Consider the following 19,253-nt stretch of genomic DNA (forward strand, 5'->3'; position numbering starts at 1 on the left):
CCGTTTTTTTATTTTGGCAACACCGGTGATGGCTGCTCGGCAGGCTTGGCTGCGCCGACTTCTTTGCCCGCCTGAACCGCCGCCAAGGTTGTTTGTATCGCTGCATACAGGTTGGCCTGACTGGCGAAATACCCGCCCACGACAATACTGACCACACCAAACAGATGCACAGCCGTTGCCATCCAGACGTTGGCATTCACGGAACCCGCCTTTTTGAGCGCCTCTCTGGACTCGATGGCAATGCCTTGAATCATCGAGTCGTAGCGTTTATCTCGCTCACACTGGATGCGCTCATTAGCCTTGTCTCGCTCTGCCTGCGAGCAAAGGAACTCTCTGATATCGGCGTGCACTCGCTCTACCCGAGCATCCATCCTTGCCTCGATGGTCTCGATCCTGGCGTTGAATTCTTCACGACTGATAGCGTTCATGGCTTGTGTGTTACGACCTTTGCTCAATATGTCGGTGGTTTGATATTGCTCGAATTCCCTGGCTTTCAATCCGATCCCCTTCCTTGGGTTACCGATAAATTCCTTGGCGCATCACTCACCAGCCGATTTTCTGGCGCTGCGAGTTGCATCCACCATAGGGCTGGCGCTCCAAGCCCACAAGCCGGCTGATTCTGCTGTGGATGTAGGGCGTTTCGTCAGACGATGTAGCTTCTCCAAAGCGCTTTGAGCCGTCACTCATTCTCCAGTGCAAACGCCTCGACAATCTGCTCAATCACCGCCCTGACCCGTGCGGTGTGGCGCAAGTCCGCGTGGGTCACCAGCCAGACCTCATACGGTTGCGGGCGATTGCGCTCCGGCCAAAGCCTGATCAGGCCATCGCGCTCGCCCATGTACACCGGAATTTCTCCTACGCCCAGGCCAGCCGCAATCGAGCGCCGTACCAGCAGACTGGAGCTCAGGCTGGCGACAATCCGCCCGCGATGCAGCGGTTCACAAACCAGCGTCATGTCCTTGTGCGTCTGCAAATACGGTTGGTAGACCACCAGATCATGGCCTTCGAACGCGGTACCCTGAGGCGGGATGCCATGGGCGTCGATATACGCCTGTGATGCGAACAATCCCACGGGCCAGCGCGCAATCCGCCGCGCGATCAGATCGGGATTGTCAGGCCGGGTATTGCGCACAGCGATGTCGGCCTCGCGCTTGGCCAGGCTGAGGATCTGCGTAGAGGCGTCCAGTTGCACACGCACGTCCGGGTGCAGCGCGTGCAGGCGGCTAATGGCCGGGATCAGGAAGTCGATGGCCAATGAATCGGTGGTGCTGACGCGTACGTTGCCGGTCAGACGATCATCCAGGCCCTGAATCTGCCGCTCAAGTTCCAGCGCCGACTGCTCCATTTTCTCCACGCTTTTGAGCGCGGCTTCGCCGACCGCGGTCAATGCGTAGCCGTCAGAGGTGCGCAGGAACAAGGTCGCGCTCAGGGACTTTTCCAGCGCCGTGATCCGTCGCCCGACAGTCGCCTGATCCACCCCCAGAACCCGCGCTGCGCCGCGTAATGTCGACTCCCTGCATACCGCGAGAAATACCCGCGCATCATCCCAGTTCATGCTACTCACCCGATGCGAATTTGCATCACTATAAAGCCAAATCGCTGCATTACCGCAGCAAAGATAGCCGATATCCTGAGCGCCATAGACCTTCCTCAGGAATGCTGTCATGCGTACATCCACCTCAGCGTTACCGATTTTCTCGGGACTCTGCGCCAGCCTGGTCGGCATTGGTCTGGCGCGTTTTGCCTATACACCGCTTATTCCCTCGCTGATTCAGGCGCAGTGGTTTTCTGCCAACGACGTGGTCTACCTCGGCGCAGCCAATCTGGTCGGCTATCTGATCGGCGCCCTGCTCGGCCGGCCGATAGCGCGGCAACTGGGCAATAAAAACGCCCTGCGACTGATGATGTTGCTGGTCACCGCAGCGTTTTTTGCCTGTGCATTTCCATTGTCGGTGAGCTGGTTCTTTGGCTGGCGGTTGTTGTCGGGGATTACCGGCGGCGCAATTATGGTGCTGGTGGCGGCGACTGTACTGCCCCACGTGCCGGCATCCCGCAAAGGGCTGGCCAGCGGTGCGATTTTTCTCGGCATCGGCCTGGGCATCGCCGCCTCCGGAACCATCGTCCCGCCCTTGTTGAATATGGGCCTGCACGCCACCTGGTTGGGACTGGGCGGATTGTCGTTGTTGCTGACCGCAATAAGCTGGTTTGGCTGGCCTGCTGATCTACCGCAACCGACCGCCACTCACGCAGGCGCGGCGATTGAGCCAACGCCCTCCGCCGTCTATTTGCTGTTCGGGCAATACGCATTCATGGCCGCAGGTCTGGTACCGGCCATGGTGTTTCTGGTGGATTACGTGGCTCGCGGGCTCGGTGCCGGGGCGCAGATTGGTGCCCTGGTTTGGGTGATGTATGGCCTGGGCGCAATTGTCGGTCCGGTAAGTTATGGCTTTCTCGCGGATCGGCTTGGCGCGCGAATGGGCATTCGGCTGGTATTGGTGGTGCAGGCGATTGCGCTGGGACTGCTGGCGGTTTCCCACTCTTTCATGGCGTTGGCCGTGCTGGCAGTGATCGTCGGTTCATTCCCGCCCGGCATCGTCCCGCTGGCCTTGGCCCGCGTGCATGAACTGGTGCCGGATCACCATCGCCAGCAAATCGCCTGGAGTCGCGCCACCGTATCGTTTGCCACGTTTCAGGCGCTGGCCGGTTTTGCCTATTCGGCGCTGTTCAATGCCACGGGCGGTCAGCACGCAATGCTCTTCGTGATCGCCGCAGGGGCGATTGCCGTGGCGATCCTTCTGGAGCACGCCCTGAAATGGCTGCCCTCGGCGACTGAACCACGCGTCTGTGAAAATTGAAGGGAATCATTGCCCGCGGGCTACGCTCCCATCTTCAGAACCTCAAGCAACAGGAATCGACATGACTTTGCCCAACGAAATGACCCGGATCGAAATCACTCAACCCGGTGGCCCGGAAGTCTTGCAAGCCAAACGTGTGCCCCTGCCCGTCGCTGCAGCCGGTGAAGTGCTGATCCGCGTGCATGCCGCCGGGATCAACCGTCCCGACGCCCTGCAACGGGCCGGCAAGTATCCAATGAAGCCGGGCATGAACCCGATCCCCGGTCTGGAAGTGGCCGGCGAAGTGGTGGCGCTGGGTGCAGGTATCAGTCAGTTTGCCGTGGGGGACAAGGTCTGCGCGCTGACCAACGGTGGCGGTTACGCCGAATACTGCAACGTCCCGGCCGGACAAACCCTGCCGATCCCCGATGGACTGGATTGGGTGCAGGCCGCCGCTATCCCGGAAACCTTCTTTACCGTGTGGGCCAACCTGTTCGGCCTCGGCGACGTTCAGCGCGGTCAGCGCGTGCTGATTCACGGCGGCACCAGCGGTATCGGCACCACCGCGCTGATGCTGTGCCGCGAGTTCGGCATCGAAGCCTTCGCCACCGCCGGCAGTGCCGATAAATGCGCGGCAATCAGCAAACTGGGTGGGCAGCCGATCAATTATCGCGAGCAGGATTTCGCCACGGTCATCGCCGAAAAAACTGCAGGCCAAGGGGTGAACGCGATTCTCGACATCATGGGCGCCTCGTACCTCAACGGAAATGTCAGCGCGCTGGCGATGGATGGCCGGCTGGTGATGCTGGGCTTTCTTGGTGGCGGCAAGGCCAACGACATCGACCTGCTGGCGATCATGGCCAAGCGTGCGGTGATCACTGGCTCCTTGCTGCGAGCGCGCACCGCAGAGGAAAAGGCCGAAATTGCCGAGCAACTGCGTGAACACGTGTGGCCGGCGCTTAACGCCGGACGCTGCCTGCCGATCATCGATAAGGTTTATTCGCTGAACGATGCCGCCCAGGCGCATGCGCGCATGGAAGGTGGCGACCACATCGGCAAAATTGTGCTGCGGGTGGAGTGAGCCGCAGCATTTTGTAATCGTTGCGAGTAGACGGTGGTCGAAAAAGTCACGCGCAGACCGAGCCTTCTGGTAAAAAGCCTTCTTTGTCTGCGCTGTGGTGAACCGTTTAATGTTCCTGTCCTTCATGACCCGTTTGCGTCGTCGCCGTCTGGCGTTCGCCTGCATGGCTGCGCTGATCATTGGCGTGCCGACGAGTTGTGCGGTGCTCGAGCACACCGAGCGCAAACTGCTGTTTCGCATCGAACCGGGCACGGCCGGCTGGTATCACGGCTTGCCGGGCAGCGTGCAGGAACTCGACTTGCAGCCCAAGAGCTTCAAGGCCGGGCAGAATATTCATGCCTGGTGGTGGCCCGCGGAACGACCGAACGCTCCGGCGATTCTCTATCTGCATGGCGTGCGCTGGAACCTCACCGGACAGCTGTTCCGCATCGAGCAGTTGCGCGCGGCCGGCTACTCGGTACTGGCCATCGACTACCGTGGTTTCGGCCAGAGCAAGGGTGACCTGCCTTCGGAAAGCAGCGTGTACGAAGATGCCCGTGTGGCGTGGGAGCGCTTCAAACTGCTGCAGCCCGACCCAAGCAAGCGCCTGATCTACGGTCACTCTCTGGGCGGCGCCGTGGCGATTGATCTGGCCGCCGAACTCGGCCAGGACGCTGCTCGGGATCATACCCCGCTGCCGGTCAAGGGCCTGGTGATCGAGTCGACCTTCACCTCTCTCGCCGATGTGGCGGCGGCGGTGGCCAACACTTCGCTGCCGGTGCGCTGGCTGCTGTCGCAGAAATTCGACTCCATCGACAAGATCGCCGAGATTCACATGCCATTGCTGGTGGTGCACGGCATGGCCGACGCGTTCGTGCCGCCGCGCTTCAGCGAGCAGCTGTTCAACGCTGCCCAACAACCGAAACGACTGCTGTTGGTGCCGGGTGCCACCCACAACAACAGCATGGCGTTGGGCGGTCAGAATTATCGCAAGGCGATCGATGCGCTGATGCAGTCCAAACCCGCGCCGCGCGTGGCCGGCCCAGCATTGGTGCGCAGCGCGCAGGACTCCTAGCGATAGCCGCGCGCCTGCAGATCGAACAGTTTGGCGTAGTGTCCGTTGGCGGCGATCAAGCTGTCGTGATCGCCCTGTTCCAATATCCGTCCGCCCTCCAGCACCATGATCTGATCGGCGTTGCGCACGCTGGAAAAGCGATGGGAGATCAGCAGGGTCATGCGCCCTTCAGTGTGCTGACTGAAATGCTCGAACACTGCCGCTTCCGCTGCCGGATCCAGCGCCGAGGTCGGCTCGTCGAGAATCAGGATGTCGGCATCGCGGCGCATATAGGCCCGGGACAAGGCAATCTTCTGCCATTGCCCGCCCGATAACTCCTGACCGCCAGCAAACCAGCGGCCCAACTGCGTGGCATAGCCACGGTCGAGGCCTTCAATGAACGGCGCGGCCATGCCTTCGGCCGCTGCGGCCTGCCAGCGCGATTCATCGTTGAACGCCGAGGTATCCCCCACGCCGATGTTTTCGCCCACAGTGAACTGGTAGCGAATGTAGTCCTGAAAAATCACGCCGATACGCCGCCGCAAGGTGTTCTCTTCCCAATCCTGCAAATCGCTGCCATCAAGCAGAATCCGACCCTGATCGGGCCGATACAGGCGCGTCAGCAATTTGATCAGCGTGGTTTTACCTGAGCCGTTCTCCCCCACCAGCGCCACGCTCTTGCCCGGCACCAGGTGCAGGTCGATGCCTTCCAGTGCGGCACGGCTGGCCCCCGGATAACGGAAACCGACGTTTTCAAAACGCAGGCCATCACCCGGATACGCGCCAACGGTGAGATAACCGCAATCAGCCAACACCGGTTCGGCCAGATACTCATACAGGCTCGACAGGTACAGACCGTCCTCATACAAACCGCTGATCGCACTCAGGCTGCTGCTGACCGCACTCTGGCCCTGCTTGAACAACACCAGGTACATGGTCATCTGACCGAGACTGATATTGCCGTGCACCGCATCGATCACCACCCAGGCATAAGCCAGATAGAACGCCCCTGTACCGAGCAAGCCGAGACCGAAACCCCAGCCATCACGACGCAATGTCAGACGCCGATCCTCGGCGTAGAGCTTGGCGAAGGTGTCCCGATAGCGCTGCAACAGCAACGGCGCAAAGCCGAACAGCTTGACCTCTTTGATATAGGCCTCATGGGACAGCAAGGTTTCGATGTAATTTTGCTGCCGACTCTCCGGGGCCCGGCGGGTGAACAGGCGGAACGCGTCGCCGGAGAAATGCGCCTCGGCAAAGAACACCGGCAACGCGCCAATCACCAGCAACAACAGCGCCCACGGCGAAAAATGCACCAGCAGCACACCGAAGCTGATCAGCATGATCAGGTTCTGGATCAACCCCAGCGACTTCATCACCAACGCCAGCGGCCGGGTCGAGGCTTCGCGGCGCACGCGCACCAGCTTGTCGTAGAACTCGGAGTTCTCGAACTGCACCAGCGACAGGGTCTGCGCCTTTTCCAGAATCAGCGTGTTGACCTTCTGCCCCAACTGCACCCGCAACAACGACTGCTGCACCGAGAGCGCCCGTTGTGTACCGGACAACAACGCCAGCACGCCCGCCTCCATCAGCACATAACGCAACACCGGCCACAGCGGTGCATCGCCCTGCTGCGCGTGCAACTGCATCGCCGTCACCACCGCATCGACAATGCGCTGGCCCAGCCACGCTGCCAACGCCGGCAGAACGCCGGCAATCAGGGTCGCCAGCACCAGGCCCAGAAATAAACCGCGTGAAGTCGCCCAGACCAGCAACAGGGCGCGCCGGGCCTGATCGATCAAGGCGTTGAAGCGGGAAATCAAAGGCATGGCAGAACAAGCTCGATAGGTCATACAGGGTGTCATGGTACTCCGCAGGTTTTATCCGTGCTGAAGCGCGGCGTTTTCAGAAGAAAAACATCTGGAAAAACTCTGGCCGTTGCGGCGTCCAATGCTTTGCTATGGTTTAACCGCCTTTCGCGGAACCTGGCGAACATCGCCTCTCTCCGCGCCTACTGCCAGGAACGCCATCATGCGAATCAATCCCTACCTGATCTTCAACGGCAACTGCCGCGAGGCTTTCAACTTTTACGAACAAGCCTTGCAGGGCAAACTCGAAGCAATGATGACCTACGGCGAAACACCCGCCGCCGAACACGTACCGAAAGAGCACCACAACCTCGTCAACCATACCTGCCTGAAGGTTGGCGACCAGATGATCATGGCCTCGGACACCACACCTGATCGCCCGACCGGGGGAATGAGCGGCTGCTCGATTTCCCTCAACGTCGACAGCATTGCCGAAGCCGAGCGAGTGTTTAACGCGCTGGCCAAGGACGCTCGCGTCGACATGCCGCTGCAAACCACGTTCTGGGCCGCCCGGTTCGGCATGCTGGTCGATCGCTTTGGGGTGTCGTGGATGATCAATTGCGAGACTGACAAGTAACGCCGACGTTTCTTCAGGCATGAAAAAGCCCAACCTCTTCAGGTTGGGCTTTTTGATTTATCGCTGGGCCAGCTCATGCCGCACGCATTGTTCGTAATAGGTCTGCTTGACCGCTGCAGGTTTGAGCTTCGACGTGCTGTTGTAGGTCTGCTCGGTAATCCCCATTGCCGTCATGCGCATCCACGGTTGCTGGAACTTGCGCACCTGCAACTGCTTGCGCGCGCCGTACAACGAGATCCCCGAGAGCTTCGACTGTTGTGCGCCGGCGGCGATGTCCGAGCCCCAGGTACAGGCAAACCGGTGACTCTTGCTCAACTCCCTCGCTTCAATGGCCGAAGCGAAAGCAGCCAGGGAAAGCGTTGCAACGGTTATGACAATCGTCCGCATATAGCCAACCTAACCTTTTGAAAAAAAGCGATTTTGCCCGGTAAGGAAAAATCTGGGGGCCAGCAATTTGCCGCACAGTGTGAGGGCATACCGCTCGTCCAGCGGCCTGCACCTTGACGCCGGCCACGCCTCCAATGCGGTACATCCCCCGTACGGAAGGCCTGGACATGAACAAGAAAATTGCAACCCTGGCGCTGGCAAGCCTGATGCTGACTGGCTCGGGTCTCTCACTGGCCGCTGAAAAAGCCGGCTCCGCCGCCCCGCCCACTGCCATCCCGGGCGTGAATCAATCCAGCAACAAATCCGAATCCAACGAAGAAAAAGCCAACAAGAAAGGTGAAGAGGCTTCTGGTTCGAACTCGGGCGCAGAATCGAAAGAAACCGAGAAAGACGCGGCAACCTCCAGCGACTCGGAAGATATTCAGACCAAGCCGAAACAGTAACCACTGGATTGAACGGCAGTGAACGCCGATCATGCTGGGGATTGCCAATACCCTCAGATGAATGACCGTATGCCCAGCAAAGAAGAGCAACCCCAGACATCAGCGACCGCCGCTGACATCGAACGCTCGATCCAGGCCCTGAACAAAATGGCGGAACGTTTATGGGGCGATGGCCGAGAGGCAGAAGCCAAGGCGCTTCTCGATGCACTGGATGCATTGAACCGGGCGCTGGACCGGATCAGGATTGGTGAGAGCCGTAGGGTTCTGCATTGAGGCGTGGCCGCTGGCTGCTCAGTGGTCCCGCAAAGCTCACTCGCATGAAAAAGGCCAATGCTGTGAACATTGGCCTAAGTCATTGAATTATATGGTCGGGACGGAGTGATTCGAACACTCGACCCCTAGCACCCCATGCTGGGGACTGTAGCGGCATAAACTATTGTTTTATATGAACAAAATGCTTTTTTAGCTATAGCAAAACATCCAGTTTTTTGTGATTATGCAAACAGAAACGCGCGGCCTCCAGAGGAGGTTTTGCGCACCATCTCCACGGCGTTCTGCCGTATGAATAATTCCCCCTGCTACGCTGGTTTCGTCTATGGAGGAAACCAAAATGCCCAATTCCGATTTGCTCCCTTCCCTGCTCTTCAAGATCAACGAAAACCAGCTCGCCCTCGAAGCCGCCATCATGGAGCTGTCCAACTGGGTCGAGCAGCGTGGATCGGCAGATGTCGCTGAGAACATCCGCGGCGCACTCTGGACGATCGACAAGAACGAGGAGTTCATCAAAATGACCCTGGCGGTTTTGATGGCGCCCGACTGACAGCTCGTCGCCTTTCCCTCGCCTGCTCGGCGCACCTCGATTACTGTACATGCATACAGCACTTGTACAGCGAACCTCCCTCCATGAATTTCGACCAAGCCAGATCTCTCCGGCTCCAGCAATGGCGCTCGACTCTCGACGACCAAGACTTTCGCATGCAAAACCCGGAGGCACATCGGGAAACGCTTCATCAAATGGCTGGTGCGCTACATACAGAGGGACTGATCGATCAGCTTGAGCAATTCGATATGAACGAGATGGCAGACGCCGCCTACTGGCATTCTGTAGAAGAGCTGCAAAACTCGCCGGGCCAGTACCGCGGAGCGTCGACCTACGATGTCGTGCAGGTCGACACCGGTAGGCTGCTTGGCAAAATAAACCGGTCGATATTCAACTTCGAAAGCGACGAACCACGCGGCGCCTCGTTTCCCTATGACGGCAAGGTTTACTCTGGCGCGGACGGAGTGCGGCTGACCTTGGGGCTTTCCCGAAAGATCGGGACAATCTCGGGCCTGTTTCTGGAACTGAATGGGCGCCGGTACCAGCTCGTTGAAACCGAGCGGGTTGTTCGCGGGGTTGATTACAAGCCAATGGATGATCCAGACGCTTACCGCGCTCTGGTTGATGCGGCTCAAATCGCCAAAGAAGAGCGAGACCTACGCGCTTTTGAAAAGGTGCGACCTCACATTGAGTCGGCGGCCTTCTGCATGTGCCCTGCCTGCCTCGATCAGTTTGGCGCCCGGGAAGACTGCCCAACCTGCTCCGGAAAAGGTTTTGTGACGAAGCCCGCGCCCGCGGGTCTACGCTGAAGAAACCATGCGAGGATCGGGCAATGTGCGGACGACTATCCCAGTACAGTGGCATTCACGACTTCGTGGCAGCGCTGAGCATGCCGAACGCCCTGGTCAACTCGACCGGGGAGCAGCCTTTCGAGCGTTACAACGCCGCGCCGACCGCGCAACTCGCCCTCTTCCATCAGGAAGGTCAGTTCCTGCACGCCGACATGGTTCGGTGGGGATGGCGACCGCACTGGGCAAAAGACCGCGCCGCGCCGATCAATGCTCGCGTTGAGAAAGTCGCCCACGGCCCGTTCTTCCGCGCGATTTGGCCACACCGGGCAATCATCGCGATCAACAACTGGTTCGAGTGGGTCGACGAAGGCGGGCCGAAAAAGCAGCCCTATTTGATCAGGCACCGGGACCAGTCACCAATCCTGTGTGCCGCCATCGGCCAATATCCGAACGAAAAGCACGACCCGGGCGAGCACGACGGCTTTGTGATCATTACAGCCGACAGCGCCGGGGGAATGGTCGATATCCACGACCGGCGGCCGGTCGCGTTATCGCCTGAACTCGCACGGGAATGGTTGGATCCGGCCACGCCGAAAGAACGCGCCGAACAGATGGTGCTGCACCAGGGGGAACCGACAGAGGTGTTCGAGTGGTTCAAGGTTGACCGGGCCGTGGGGAATGTCCGAAATCAGGGCCCGGATCTGATAAAGCCCGTCGATTGATCAACTGTGCGTCAGCGTTTTCAGCCGCTCCACCAAGGCGGCTTCGAAAATGATGTACAGCCTTTCCGCATCGCCGGCGCGCAAAACCCCTCCGGTTTCCAGTCCAAGCACGAAGCCATCCGCCCGTGCTCCCGCCTTCACAGCGATGATCATCGAATCAGCACGAACGATTTGCGCCAGCAACCGATCCGCCTCTCGTTTCTGCTTCTCGCTCAGCACCACGCCTTCCACATCAGCCACCTATTACCTTCACTACGACATCCAATAAATGACAGAAAGAACGACTGAAACCCAGATAATCGTCATCACAATTGAGTAACCAGCCAGTTGCTTGTCCATGTGCCCGCATCATCCAGATCGAACATAAATGATGGTTTACCGGTGCTGACCTCGCAACGATAGCGCCGAGCCATCATTTAGCGCACGAACGTAGGCCTGACATGCCTGCAACGCGATCAGCCCCCGGTCGCCGGTGTCGGTGATGGCGATAATTCGTTGAGCATGCGCTGGGTCAAGTCGGGCTCGTACGGCTGCATGATCCACGCCGCCGGCGCCGGCGGTGGCTGGCACACCGCAGCCTTTGGTTGCGTCGGTTGCGTCGGTTGCGTCGGTTGCGTCGAGGAGGACTGACAGCCGCAAATCAGAAGTGGCAAGGCGATCGCGCAGGCGATCTTGGTTCTTTTGAACATCGGTCATTTTCCTGAAGTGGGTTTGCTCGCTGTCCGCCAGCCGCTGCTCGAGCGCCAGACGTTTGTCCTGCTCAGCCTGCTGTGCAGTAGCCGCGGCCTGGGTCAGTTGATTGAGGGTTTCGGCGTGCTGCCGGGACTGCTCGGCCAACTGCTTGCCGTAGCGCCAGTCCTGAAACTGCCAGGCGCAGCCGGCGCCGATCAGCACCAGCGCCACCACGCCCACCGTTTTCCACGGAACGGCCATCACGGCACATCCTTGAAGAAGACGTGACCGCCCAGCTTGAGTGTCTGCTTGGCCTTTGCGGTCCAGGCCGGCGCCTTGATGCTGGTGGCGTAGTAGTGCGTGGCGCCGCCGGTGGGATCCGGCACCTTGCCGTCGATCACCTGGTCAGCAGCGATTCGACATTGCGCCAGCTCGCGGAACGGGATTTCCTTCACGCCTATCAGGAACTGATAGTTTGGGTCGGTCTTGTTCCAGCAACTGAACTGGTACGGCTTCTGGCAGACGCCGGCGTAGCCCTCGCCCCACCACGAATTGGACTTGCCGTCATTCACGCGGTTGCGGATCGTCCACGCCACGGCGATCTGGCCGGCGGTTCCCTCGCCGCGGGCTTCGCCCCACAGCGTGCGGGCGAGGATGTCGCGGTCTTTCTCGATTACAGGCATCAGTTTTCTCCAGGCAAAAAAATACCCGCTCAATGGCGGGTTCCTCGGGGTGACTCCCTAAAACAGTTCGGTCTAAGCGCGTGCGACAGTTGTTTCATCGTTATAGAGCGCCGGTTGTTCTGGCCAAGTCGGCGCCGTCGGCCAGATCGGTTGACTCGTCACGCGGCCGAGAAACACCCGGTACTTTTTCCACTCGGCCAGCATTGCCACTCGGTGGGGTTTTTCTTCAACCTCCTCCGGCAAAGCGTAATCGCCGTCGATGGCGTCGTTGATCGCATCGACCCGACCCTGCAGAGCAGTGACCTGAGCAGTCGCAAGGCGAGTCCGCGCATTGAGATCGGCCATCGTTTCGCGAAGCAGATCTTGAGCGGCAATTGCGTCTATCAACGACTGGGGAATTTCCTCGACAAGGCTTTCACCTTCAGCCAGGTCGGCATCAGTGAACCCCTCTCCAACAGCGCGCCAGCCGTAGCTTGTGATTGCGTAAGGCATCATCTGTCCATCCCATAGCCGGTAATATCGATTGAAAGCGATCCGCCGGTACCAGAGTTGAAGTACCAGAGGTTCCCCGAGTCGTCCAGGGTTGTGTCACAGGACACTTTCCCACCCGGCTCCGCCCCAACCATGGTTACGTTGAAGTTTCCGGGCGCGAGGTTCGCCACGGGGGTGCCGTTGTTGTTCATGCTCAAGCGGACGCTTTTTGTAACGTTGATTGGAACGATGGCCGAGGTAACAACTATGGTTGGAGCAGTTGCCGCTCCATTGGAAAGAACCCGGTACGGCGCTGCGATCAGGTTGTCTCGATAGTTGATCATCCCGTCGTTGCCAGCAGTAAATCCAAGAACCCCGCCATTGGTGCTCGAACGAAAAGCCCCGATGAAGCGGCGGGTTGTATCTCCCGCTTTCGTTCTGGCGGAGCCCATATACGGCGCCGCCGGAGCGGTCGTTACCAGTTCAATAGCAGCAGCGCCAGAGTTCTCATACAGATACGCGTAATACCAAACCGATGCAGGAAGTGCCAATCCGCTCAGGGTGATATCTGCGGAAACCGTAACTCGTCGGCCGAGGCCCGGGATGTAGGCGGTACCGCTGGAGAAGGTGAGAGAGGTCGGGGCCGGCCTTGAGGGAATCAATCCAGCGATCAACGCGGTGAGGCTCGACGTGTCTTCTTTGGAGGCCTGCAATTTACCGAGGGCGGCCAGCACGCTGTCGGTCGCGACAACCGGTGTCCTCACTGTCAAATCAAGTCCGGTCAGCGTTGTTCCGCGAACACCTGCAGCGGTCATGTATTTGTTGGTGGGTCCCTCTGGCAGTCCGTCGGTATTGGTCAGATTCAGCGCGTTGCGCACGCCCGCCTGCGTTGGAATTTCTCCCAGTACAGCCATCACCCCGCCGAATTGATTGACCAGCGCCCGCAGTGCATCTGCCGAGTCTTTGACATAACCCTGCATCGGAGCCAAAGCATAAGCGCCGGATGAATTGGTTGCCCCCAGATAGTTTGGCGAGATAGCGAGCGAAGTCTCGCTCGGGATGTTGATGACTTCGTACCAACCGCCATCAGGCCCGCGGAAGGCGTCACCGACCCGGCCGTTAGAAAAGAACGCCGTATTGGTACCGTTCACGACGTTGGAATTTTGGACGACAGAAACCGTCCCGGCTTTGTACCAGGGCATTGAATTTCTCCAGAAGAAGTTGAGGCTCAGGCCAGCAATTTGGCGCAGAGAAATGGGCGATGGCCCTGATCGGTCCAGGCTGTAAAGGCAAGGCTGTACATCATGATGCGGCCGCCAGCGTAATCGACTCCAAGAGCGCAGCCGCCACCGGTACCGTCGTTGTGGCAGTTCATCGTGAAAGGATTGAGGGACACGTACTCACCTACCCCGAGGCTCTTGTTGATACCCCATAAGTACCGGCGCCCAACACTGAGCTGCTCGGTTCCAAGATACGTCCAGTTGCCGGCGGCGAATGTCACAACCACCGCCGGAGCGCCACTGTCGTAAACGAGCGCGCCAGCGCCATCCCACAGCCGCATCCCATACGCAGCGGTGCCCATCGAAGCCCAAGCCGCCACGAAGTACTGCCCGCTGAGAGTTTCATTCACCCGAGAGGCGTTCATGGCAAAACCCGTCCAGTTACCTGGCCCTCCCGTGAACCATACCGAAATGGGAACCTGAATAGCGCCGCCCTGATCGGGACGAATGAACACCATTGGCGGGTCTTGGCTGGTCACCGCCCTGGCAAACGTTCCTGATGCGGTTGCAACGCCGGAATAGGTGCCTTTGGTGAGAAGACAAAGCCTTGGTGCCTCCGAATCAATTTGAACAAACGAGTTGTCATTGATGCTCTGAAAGCCGTAACTCATGTCCCGTACCTGATTGCGTAGCCTTTGGCGACGATCCTCGTCTGAATTGTTGAAGCGCCGGCTGAAGGGTTTTTGGGCCGTACCACTACTTGCCCCACCGCCGTAGTGACGTATGGATAGGACTTTGCGTTGCCTGACCCATCTGTTTCAGATGACTGCACATCCTGCGCCCTCGTCGGGATGATCATGAACACGCAGTTGGTTGGATTGAACCCCGGGATGTTCAGCGTGTAGCTGGGCGTGGCACCACTGAAGTCGATCACGCCCTGCCACAGCACCTGATAGGTGAAACTGTTAGTGTCCATCCCTAGATTGCCATTCTCGTCCCAGACTCTCGCTCCATAAGTCATGCGTCGAGGTCTCCAAGTTGCACGCGCTTCACCCCGTTTTGGTCGAAAACCTTGATTGCTCGGTTGGTCATCGTTAAACGACCTCCCCCAGGCGCTGGACCGTTGAACTCGAGGTTGCCGGCTTTATCCAGCCTCCAGCCAAGTGTGCCAGGGATATAGTTGTCGGATTGAAGGTACTGGCCGATCTTCAGCATCGTGATGCTGCCGTCTTGGATGAACGCCGAGTTCATGAACACCTGGCCACCCTGCACTGCAAACGGCACCGAGATGGCGCCGCCGGCAATCGTGTTGACGATGGCGAACCGGTCAGCACTCACCAGGAACTGGCTTTGGAGACCGGCACCCGTGTTTTCAATGCCGAGGCCAATACCCGCCGCGACGTACTTGCCATCCTGAGTCACCTGCATCTTCACCGACCACATTGTGGACAGCTTGCCGCTGGTATCCGCGTACGCGGTCGAGGTCTCCTGAATGGCAGCAGCGTTCTCACCGACCTTGACGTTTACCTGAGTGATCGCCTGAGCCGTTGCTTCCTTGTCTGTTGCCACTGTGCGGCGCAGATCAATCACATTCGCTTCGTTCTCACCAACCTTGGAGTCAAGGGTGGTGAGCTTTTGTGCGCTGGCCAGGTTCTCGGAGGATCTGACTCGATCTTCGTTCGCAATGGCTGATGTACTTGCCCATTCCTTTAGCGCGCCATTCAAATCCCCCTGCCCGTCATCATCACGCCAAGACGCGCGCAGAGCGTTAAACGCAGTTGAGGTAGCCGTCACCTCTCCGTCGAGTTCGCTGATCTCGCTTGTATGCGTGGCCACCTGCTCGGCCAAGCCATTGGCCGTTTCCAATAAATCTCCAACATCCTCCCAGTAGAGAGGGTTAGGCGGTGGGGTGTTGACCGGCACCGGCTGCAGCGCTAGATAGATCTGGCCGTCATCGACGATCATCTGCCCTTTCAGATAAACCTGATCCGGCTCGTACCCTTTCAAGCCATCCAGCGCATCAATCTGATCCTGAAGGCCCGGGATCTTGTCGATCTCGGTTACCAGATCCTGCCCAAGTTCCGTTTTACTTATCTTTCCAGCCAAGGCTGCAAGATATGCGGAAACGTCGTTTGACGTCTGCGCGGGAACGTAGAGGAACGAGCTTTTCCCGTAGGCGTTCGATGAGCGGATGAAGTAGTAGTAGTTGGTCCAGAACCCCAGCCCGTTGTGGGTGAAGGTCAGGCCTTGCCCTAGATATTCGGCATCCGCAGACGTTGCCGTTGGCGAAGTGCTGAAGAAATACTCGTAGGTTCCCCCGTTCAGGCCATTTTGCGAATTGCTTGGGATCAGCACGATGCTGTCGATCGAGGACTGCACCACGCAGCTTTCTGGAATGGGCGGCCCGTTGATGCTGACGGTGATCGTCGCCTCGCCGGAACGCGCCATTGGCCCGACCGCGGCCACGCTCATTGTGTAATTGCCGGATGGCAGGCCGTTGATGGCGATTTCCGTCGAGGTGGCCGGCACGTTGTGCGACTGAACTGCGGTAGCGCCCTGTCGGACGATGACGATGTATTCCTTGACGATGCCCGTCGGCGGCAGCCACGACAGCACGCCCTGAGTAACCTCGGCGGTGGTGTCTTGCGTCCATGTGACCGCACTCGGTGTGCCGAGACCGCCGGCTGGCAGATTGATGAAGCCAATCGGGTTGTACGGCTGTCCCACGGCATCATCGAAGATCGCCGCTTCGTATTGTTTGACCTGGACGGTGCAGCCCTCACTGTCGCCCATGGACCAGTCCGAAACGATGAACTCGCCCAAGATGTTCAGCGACGGCAGGTTTACCCGCACCACGCGCCCCGGCCGGCAGTTGTAGCCGGCGAAGCTCATCGGAATGCTGATTGCCCCACCCGCGCGCCGACGGCGCAACTCCATGTTCGCCAGGCGCTGAGCCTGATACGGATCGGTGACGTAGGAATAGGTCAGCGTTTCTGCCGCCTCGCCGCCGTCCTCAACGATCCATTCGGCGACACTGACCTCCGGGTAGTCGGTTTCCGTCCACGACTGCGCCGGGTCAATGAACGTGCCCCGGACAGTGTTGATCGCCGAGTCGTTGGTCGGCTCGGTGCTGCCGGTGACAGTGCCGATCACCATGTCTTCGGTAATCTCGAAGTCATACGGGCCGTAGTACGCGCCCGCCTGAAGCATCCAGCGACCGCCAACACGGATCAGGTGGCCACCGCAGGCCGCTTCAAGCTTCTGCAGCACTCCCGTGCGCTGCTCGTCTGCGCCGATTACGCAGCCGCTGCGATAGCGCTGGCTGGTCGAGCCATCGGCATTGGTCAGGGCCTCGTCGCACACGTTGGCAGCACTGGCGAAGGTTTCGAACACGATCTCGTCGTCCGGCACACCGCAACGCGCGCGCAGGAACCAAAGCAGATGCAACGCGGTATTGGCGCTGTAGACGGCGGTACCGGTGCGAGGGTCGTAAACGTCATTGCGACCGCGCACCACGAAACGGGTGTCCGGGATGCCTGACGGGAATTTCTCTGCGCTGTATTGCAGCGATACCCGAACGAACGACAGGCCCCGGCCGATCTGGCTATCCTTCCAGTCCGGGCAGTTGGCCTTCAGGAAAGCGTTCACCTGGGTCGGGTTGACCACCAGCTCATACGTCGCCTGCGCACCGTAGCTGCCGATCTCTTCTTCGCCCAGGTAAATATTTTCGAGCGCGGTGATCGGGCCCTCGCACAACACGTACACCAGGTGCAGCCATTCGCCCTCACCCTGCGCGCCGGCCTGCTCCTGCGCCCAGACCAGCACGCCACCGGTGGAAACGCGGCCGAGGATGAAACGGACAGGCGCCTTCGACGACCGAACGGTCTGCGCCGACGGCTCGTTGTCGCGCAATGGCGACTTGGTGTTGAGCTTTTCCTGCTGCTCCGATGCGTAGAAGGCCAGTGCAGCGCCGGCGACCGCACCCCACGGGCCACCTTGGGCAAAACCAACAACCGCACCAACCACGACCGAGGCAAGTTTTCTGACGCCGCCGCTCATTCAACCCTCCACGCGGCCAGTGGCTCGCATACGACACGGGCTGCGCCGTCGTCGGTTGTTGCCCAATAATCGCCAGCCCAGAAAACAGCCATGCTTCGGCCGCCGGGCGCGTCGTACAGCACCACGTCACCGCGCTGGATGAACGTCAGCGGGACCCTCACAAAATGGGCGTCCCATGCAGCTTCAAGGCTGCCGTGCTGCTTTTTCAGCTGCCGCTTGGCGCCGGTTTCCGTGGTGTATTTGCCGCGGTAGTTCTCGGCCGGGTCGACGCCGCAAATCGCCGCCGTGCAGTCAGCAGCGAACAGGCAGCAGTCAAATTCGCCCCATGAAAAAGGCCGCTCTTGGGCGGCCTTGATCACGTCGTTTAGACGGGTTGTCCAGTCTCGGTAGCGCATGGCTAACTTCCATAGGTGAATGTCGGCGCGTCCTTCTTCGAGCCCCAGTAAATGGGCCACTCGGACATCTGGGCGATGGCGTAGAAGAACCGGTCGCCGTCGTGGCGCGCGCGGTGGTTTTCGTCGGTGAAGCGTTCGGTACCGGTGCGGCTCCACTCGGCCATCCGGTCGACCACAGGCACAGTGATGCTGTTGCCGTCCTGGCCGTTGCCGGCGAACGAGAATTTGGCTGCGTCCATCCGGCCGGAAAACAGTATGTCTGCCGCGTAGTTGCCAGCCTCGTCGAACACCACGAACAGGACCTTGGCCATCCGGCCGCGGCAACCGCGTACGTTCGTCTCGGAGAGGATGTAGGCATCCAGGCCGCTGAGGGTCAGCTCGACCGACATCGGCGAACCGGAGTTGTCGCTTTCCTGCGACTGGCTGACCTGGCCGAAATTGCCAACCCCCTGATAGGTAATGCCGTCAACCACCAGGTCGCCGGTACCGGTGTGCGCGAAGACCATGCCGTCGACGAAATCGAGCTGCACGGCGTACACCGGCATGAACCGGCCGGTGGCAATGATGTTCACCACGTTTTGGCTGAACGGGAATGCTGAGGGCATCAGAAAGCCTCCCTGAATTGATAGCTGCCATTCGCGACCACGGGGCGCACGGACATGGACCAGGTGTCAGAGGTCATCCGCATTTCCGAGTACGGGTTGAGGTACTCGACAGCGGTACCGGCCGTGAGCGTCTTGCGGATCCGCTTGTTGAGCAGCACGGTCACCCTACCCTGCGCATTTGCTGATGCAGGATCAGTGACCTCGAACATCTCACCGGCGATGGTGATGTAGTCGCCGGCGCTGAAAGCCGGGGCGTTCGCCGTTGCGCCGCCGATGACCATCGACCGCGCCTGAGCGTTACCGGTGACCACCGTCAGTGCGCCGACGCTGTTCGTCCGGCGTCTGGTGAACGCCGGAAGGTTGAAGGTGCCCATCATGCCGTCGAGTCTCCCAAGGAACGCCGACAGCTCGCGCTCCTGAGCCCTCGTCAATAGCCCGAAGGTCAGCGTGCACTGCCAGTAGGCGCCCGGGTAGCCGATGATTTGCTGGGCGTTCGAAAGTGTCGACGTGAACGCCCTGCTGTTGTTGACGATGCCCCACGTCATTTCTGACGGGCGCAACGAAGCCGGCCACGTGAGAGCCATGCGGTACT

Annotated in this window: 24 protein-coding genes; 9 read left to right on the forward strand and 15 right to left on the reverse strand. The window is 59.6% G+C overall.

All coding sequences use genetic code 11. The annotated features are described in order from the left end of the window. Nucleotides 1–8: 8 nt before the first annotated feature. Both JN524_RS18975 and JN524_RS18980 read right to left on the reverse strand, forming a co-directional pair. Complete coding sequence (locus tag JN524_RS18975; RefSeq protein ID WP_237403120.1) at nucleotides 9–497, reverse strand: hypothetical protein; 489 nt, start codon at nucleotides 495–497, stop codon at nucleotides 9–11. Nucleotides 498–679: 182 nt separating this feature from the next. Next, nucleotides 680–1,555, reverse strand: a complete 876-nt coding sequence (locus JN524_RS18980; protein WP_202370329.1) for a LysR family transcriptional regulator — start codon at nucleotides 1,553–1,555, stop codon at nucleotides 680–682. Between the two features lie 109 nt (nucleotides 1,556–1,664). On the opposite strand from JN524_RS18980, the gene JN524_RS18985 reads away from it, so the two are divergent. The 3 genes from JN524_RS18985 (at nucleotide 1,665) to JN524_RS18995 (ending at nucleotide 4,969) form a co-directional block, all read left to right on the forward strand. After that, complete coding sequence (locus tag JN524_RS18985; protein ID WP_202370330.1) at nucleotides 1,665–2,855, forward strand: YbfB/YjiJ family MFS transporter; 1,191 nt, start codon at nucleotides 1,665–1,667, stop codon at nucleotides 2,853–2,855. Nucleotides 2,856–2,916: 61 nt separating this feature from the next. Beyond that, nucleotides 2,917–3,915, forward strand: a complete 999-nt coding sequence (locus tag JN524_RS18990; protein ID WP_202370331.1) for an NAD(P)H-quinone oxidoreductase — start codon at nucleotides 2,917–2,919, stop codon at nucleotides 3,913–3,915. A 109-nt stretch (nucleotides 3,916–4,024) separates the two neighbouring features. After that, a complete protein-coding gene (locus tag JN524_RS18995) occupies nucleotides 4,025–4,969 on the forward strand; it encodes an alpha/beta hydrolase (RefSeq protein WP_027611577.1) in 945 nt (314 codons plus the stop codon). Here the strand turns inward: JN524_RS18995 and JN524_RS19000 are convergent. Then, nucleotides 4,966–6,777 (reverse strand): ABC transporter ATP-binding protein, encoded by a 1,812-nt coding sequence (locus JN524_RS19000; protein WP_202370332.1) that lies wholly within the window; start codon nucleotides 6,775–6,777, stop codon nucleotides 4,966–4,968. The two genes, JN524_RS18995 and JN524_RS19000, sit on opposite strands and share 4 nt — an antisense overlap. A gap of 202 nt (nucleotides 6,778–6,979) precedes the next feature. Here JN524_RS19000 and JN524_RS19005 point away from each other — a divergent pair, with 202 nt between their 5' ends. Continuing rightward, the gene (locus JN524_RS19005; protein ID WP_202370333.1) at nucleotides 6,980–7,393 is read left to right on the forward strand and encodes a VOC family protein; all 414 of its coding nucleotides are present in this window, start codon (nucleotides 6,980–6,982) and stop codon (nucleotides 7,391–7,393) included. Nucleotides 7,394–7,450: 57 nt separating this feature from the next. Here the strand turns inward: JN524_RS19005 and JN524_RS19010 are convergent, their stop codons facing one another. Continuing rightward, nucleotides 7,451–7,780 (reverse strand): hypothetical protein, encoded by a 330-nt coding sequence (locus JN524_RS19010; protein WP_007961262.1) that lies wholly within the window; start codon nucleotides 7,778–7,780, stop codon nucleotides 7,451–7,453. A 167-nt stretch (nucleotides 7,781–7,947) separates the two neighbouring features. Between JN524_RS19010 and JN524_RS19015 the strand changes: the two genes are divergently transcribed. The 5 genes from JN524_RS19015 (at nucleotide 7,948) to JN524_RS19035 (ending at nucleotide 10,556) form a co-directional block, all read left to right on the forward strand. Continuing rightward, on the forward strand, nucleotides 7,948–8,223 hold the full coding sequence (locus JN524_RS19015) for a hypothetical protein (protein WP_202370334.1): 276 nt from the start codon (nucleotides 7,948–7,950) through the stop codon (nucleotides 8,221–8,223). Between the two features lie 69 nt (nucleotides 8,224–8,292). Then, a complete protein-coding gene (locus JN524_RS19020) occupies nucleotides 8,293–8,496 on the forward strand; it encodes a hypothetical protein (RefSeq protein ID WP_202370335.1) in 204 nt (67 codons plus the stop codon). Between the two features lie 337 nt (nucleotides 8,497–8,833). Further along, a complete protein-coding gene (locus tag JN524_RS19025; protein ID WP_103519845.1) occupies nucleotides 8,834–9,043 on the forward strand; it encodes a hypothetical protein in 210 nt (69 codons plus the stop codon). Between the two features lie 83 nt (nucleotides 9,044–9,126). Beyond that, complete coding sequence (locus JN524_RS19030; protein WP_202370336.1) at nucleotides 9,127–9,852, forward strand: hypothetical protein; 726 nt, start codon at nucleotides 9,127–9,129, stop codon at nucleotides 9,850–9,852. A gap of 23 nt (nucleotides 9,853–9,875) precedes the next feature. Continuing rightward, nucleotides 9,876–10,556 carry an SOS response-associated peptidase family protein gene (locus JN524_RS19035; RefSeq protein WP_202370337.1) on the forward strand — a complete coding sequence of 227 codons (681 nt, stop codon included), beginning with the start codon at nucleotides 9,876–9,878 and terminating at the stop codon, nucleotides 10,554–10,556. Here JN524_RS19035 and JN524_RS19040 read toward each other — a convergent pair whose 3' ends face one another. The 11 genes from JN524_RS19040 to JN524_RS19090 form a co-directional block, all read right to left on the reverse strand. Then, entirely contained in the window at nucleotides 10,557–10,787 is a 231-nt protein-coding gene (locus tag JN524_RS19040) for a hypothetical protein (protein WP_202370488.1), read from the reverse strand. 144 nt (nucleotides 10,788–10,931) lie between these two features. Continuing rightward, a complete protein-coding gene (locus JN524_RS19045) occupies nucleotides 10,932–11,489 on the reverse strand; it encodes a lysis system i-spanin subunit Rz (protein WP_202370338.1) in 558 nt (185 codons plus the stop codon). Continuing rightward, on the reverse strand, nucleotides 11,489–11,911 hold the full coding sequence (locus JN524_RS19050; RefSeq protein WP_202370339.1) for a cell wall hydrolase: 423 nt from the start codon (nucleotides 11,909–11,911) through the stop codon (nucleotides 11,489–11,491). Before JN524_RS19050 ends, JN524_RS19045 begins: the two co-directional genes overlap by 1 nt. A 72-nt stretch (nucleotides 11,912–11,983) precedes the next feature. Then, nucleotides 11,984–12,403 (reverse strand): hypothetical protein, encoded by a 420-nt coding sequence (locus JN524_RS19055; RefSeq protein WP_202370340.1) that lies wholly within the window; start codon nucleotides 12,401–12,403, stop codon nucleotides 11,984–11,986. Further along, nucleotides 12,403–13,584 carry a hypothetical protein gene (locus tag JN524_RS27270; protein ID WP_237403121.1) on the reverse strand — a complete coding sequence of 394 codons (1,182 nt, stop codon included), beginning with the start codon at nucleotides 13,582–13,584 and terminating at the stop codon, nucleotides 12,403–12,405. The genes JN524_RS19055 and JN524_RS27270 overlap by 1 nt, the downstream gene beginning before the upstream one ends. Before the next feature lie 26 nt (nucleotides 13,585–13,610). Further along, complete coding sequence (locus JN524_RS19065; RefSeq protein WP_121184008.1) at nucleotides 13,611–14,273, reverse strand: hypothetical protein; 663 nt, start codon at nucleotides 14,271–14,273, stop codon at nucleotides 13,611–13,613. Continuing rightward, entirely contained in the window at nucleotides 14,270–14,578 is a 309-nt protein-coding gene (locus JN524_RS19070; RefSeq protein WP_237403122.1) for a hypothetical protein, read from the reverse strand. The genes JN524_RS19065 and JN524_RS19070 overlap by 4 nt, the downstream gene beginning before the upstream one ends. A 41-nt stretch (nucleotides 14,579–14,619) precedes the next feature. After that, a complete protein-coding gene (locus JN524_RS19075; RefSeq protein WP_202370342.1) occupies nucleotides 14,620–17,661 on the reverse strand; it encodes a phage tail tip fiber protein in 3,042 nt (1,013 codons plus the stop codon). Beyond that, nucleotides 17,658–18,056: a DUF6950 family protein gene (locus tag JN524_RS19080; RefSeq protein WP_202370343.1), complete on the reverse strand. Its 399-nt coding sequence runs from the start codon at nucleotides 18,054–18,056 to the stop codon at nucleotides 17,658–17,660. Before JN524_RS19080 ends, JN524_RS19075 begins: the two co-directional genes overlap by 4 nt. A 2-nt stretch (nucleotides 18,057–18,058) precedes the next feature. Continuing rightward, entirely contained in the window at nucleotides 18,059–18,661 is a 603-nt protein-coding gene (locus JN524_RS19085) for a hypothetical protein (RefSeq protein WP_097090050.1), read from the reverse strand. Further along, entirely contained in the window at nucleotides 18,661–19,245 is a 585-nt protein-coding gene (locus JN524_RS19090; protein WP_202370344.1) for a hypothetical protein, read from the reverse strand. Before JN524_RS19090 ends, JN524_RS19085 begins: the two co-directional genes overlap by 1 nt. Nucleotides 19,246–19,253: the final 8 nt, after the last annotated feature.

The sequence above is a fragment of the Pseudomonas sp. MWU318 genome, from assembly GCF_016756945.1.
GTDB classification, from domain to species: Bacteria; Pseudomonadota; Gammaproteobacteria; order Pseudomonadales; family Pseudomonadaceae; genus Aquipseudomonas; species Aquipseudomonas putida_A.

Coding starts and splice junctions, on each gene's coding strand:
- JN524_RS18980 (WP_202370329.1), bottom strand. CDS start 1,555: ATGAACTGGGATGATGCGCGGGTATTTCTCGCGGTATGCAGGGAGTCG.
- JN524_RS18985 (WP_202370330.1), top strand. CDS start 1,665: ATGCGTACATCCACCTCAGCGTTACCGATTTTCTCGGGACTCTGCGCC.
- JN524_RS18990 (WP_202370331.1), top strand. CDS start 2,917: ATGACTTTGCCCAACGAAATGACCCGGATCGAAATCACTCAACCCGGT.
- JN524_RS18995 (WP_027611577.1), top strand. CDS start 4,025: ATGTTCCTGTCCTTCATGACCCGTTTGCGTCGTCGCCGTCTGGCGTTC.
- JN524_RS19000 (WP_202370332.1), bottom strand. CDS start 6,777: ATGCCTTTGATTTCCCGCTTCAACGCCTTGATCGATCAGGCCCGGCGC.
- JN524_RS19005 (WP_202370333.1), top strand. CDS start 6,980: ATGCGAATCAATCCCTACCTGATCTTCAACGGCAACTGCCGCGAGGCT.
- JN524_RS19010 (WP_007961262.1), bottom strand. CDS start 7,780: ATGCGGACGATTGTCATAACCGTTGCAACGCTTTCCCTGGCTGCTTTC.
- JN524_RS19015 (WP_202370334.1), top strand. CDS start 7,948: ATGAACAAGAAAATTGCAACCCTGGCGCTGGCAAGCCTGATGCTGACT.
- JN524_RS19020 (WP_202370335.1), top strand. CDS start 8,293: ATGCCCAGCAAAGAAGAGCAACCCCAGACATCAGCGACCGCCGCTGAC.
- JN524_RS19025 (WP_103519845.1), top strand. CDS start 8,834: ATGCCCAATTCCGATTTGCTCCCTTCCCTGCTCTTCAAGATCAACGAA.
- JN524_RS19030 (WP_202370336.1), top strand. CDS start 9,127: ATGAATTTCGACCAAGCCAGATCTCTCCGGCTCCAGCAATGGCGCTCG.
- JN524_RS19035 (WP_202370337.1), top strand. CDS start 9,876: ATGTGCGGACGACTATCCCAGTACAGTGGCATTCACGACTTCGTGGCA.
- JN524_RS19045 (WP_202370338.1), bottom strand. CDS start 11,489: ATGGCCGTTCCGTGGAAAACGGTGGGCGTGGTGGCGCTGGTGCTGATC.
- JN524_RS19050 (WP_202370339.1), bottom strand. CDS start 11,911: ATGCCTGTAATCGAGAAAGACCGCGACATCCTCGCCCGCACGCTGTGG.
- JN524_RS19055 (WP_202370340.1), bottom strand. CDS start 12,403: ATGCCTTACGCAATCACAAGCTACGGCTGGCGCGCTGTTGGAGAGGGG.
- JN524_RS27270 (WP_237403121.1), bottom strand. CDS start 13,584: ATGCCCTGGTACAAAGCCGGGACGGTTTCTGTCGTCCAAAATTCCAAC.
- JN524_RS19065 (WP_121184008.1), bottom strand. CDS start 14,273: ATGAGTTACGGCTTTCAGAGCATCAATGACAACTCGTTTGTTCAAATT.
- JN524_RS19070 (WP_237403122.1), bottom strand. CDS start 14,578: ATGGACACTAACAGTTTCACCTATCAGGTGCTGTGGCAGGGCGTGATC.
- JN524_RS19075 (WP_202370342.1), bottom strand. CDS start 17,661: ATGAGCGGCGGCGTCAGAAAACTTGCCTCGGTCGTGGTTGGTGCGGTT.
- JN524_RS19080 (WP_202370343.1), bottom strand. CDS start 18,056: ATGCGCTACCGAGACTGGACAACCCGTCTAAACGACGTGATCAAGGCC.
- JN524_RS19085 (WP_097090050.1), bottom strand. CDS start 18,661: ATGCCCTCAGCATTCCCGTTCAGCCAAAACGTGGTGAACATCATTGCC.
- JN524_RS19090 (WP_202370344.1), bottom strand. CDS start 19,245: ATGGCTCTCACGTGGCCGGCTTCGTTGCGCCCGTCAGAAATGACGTGG.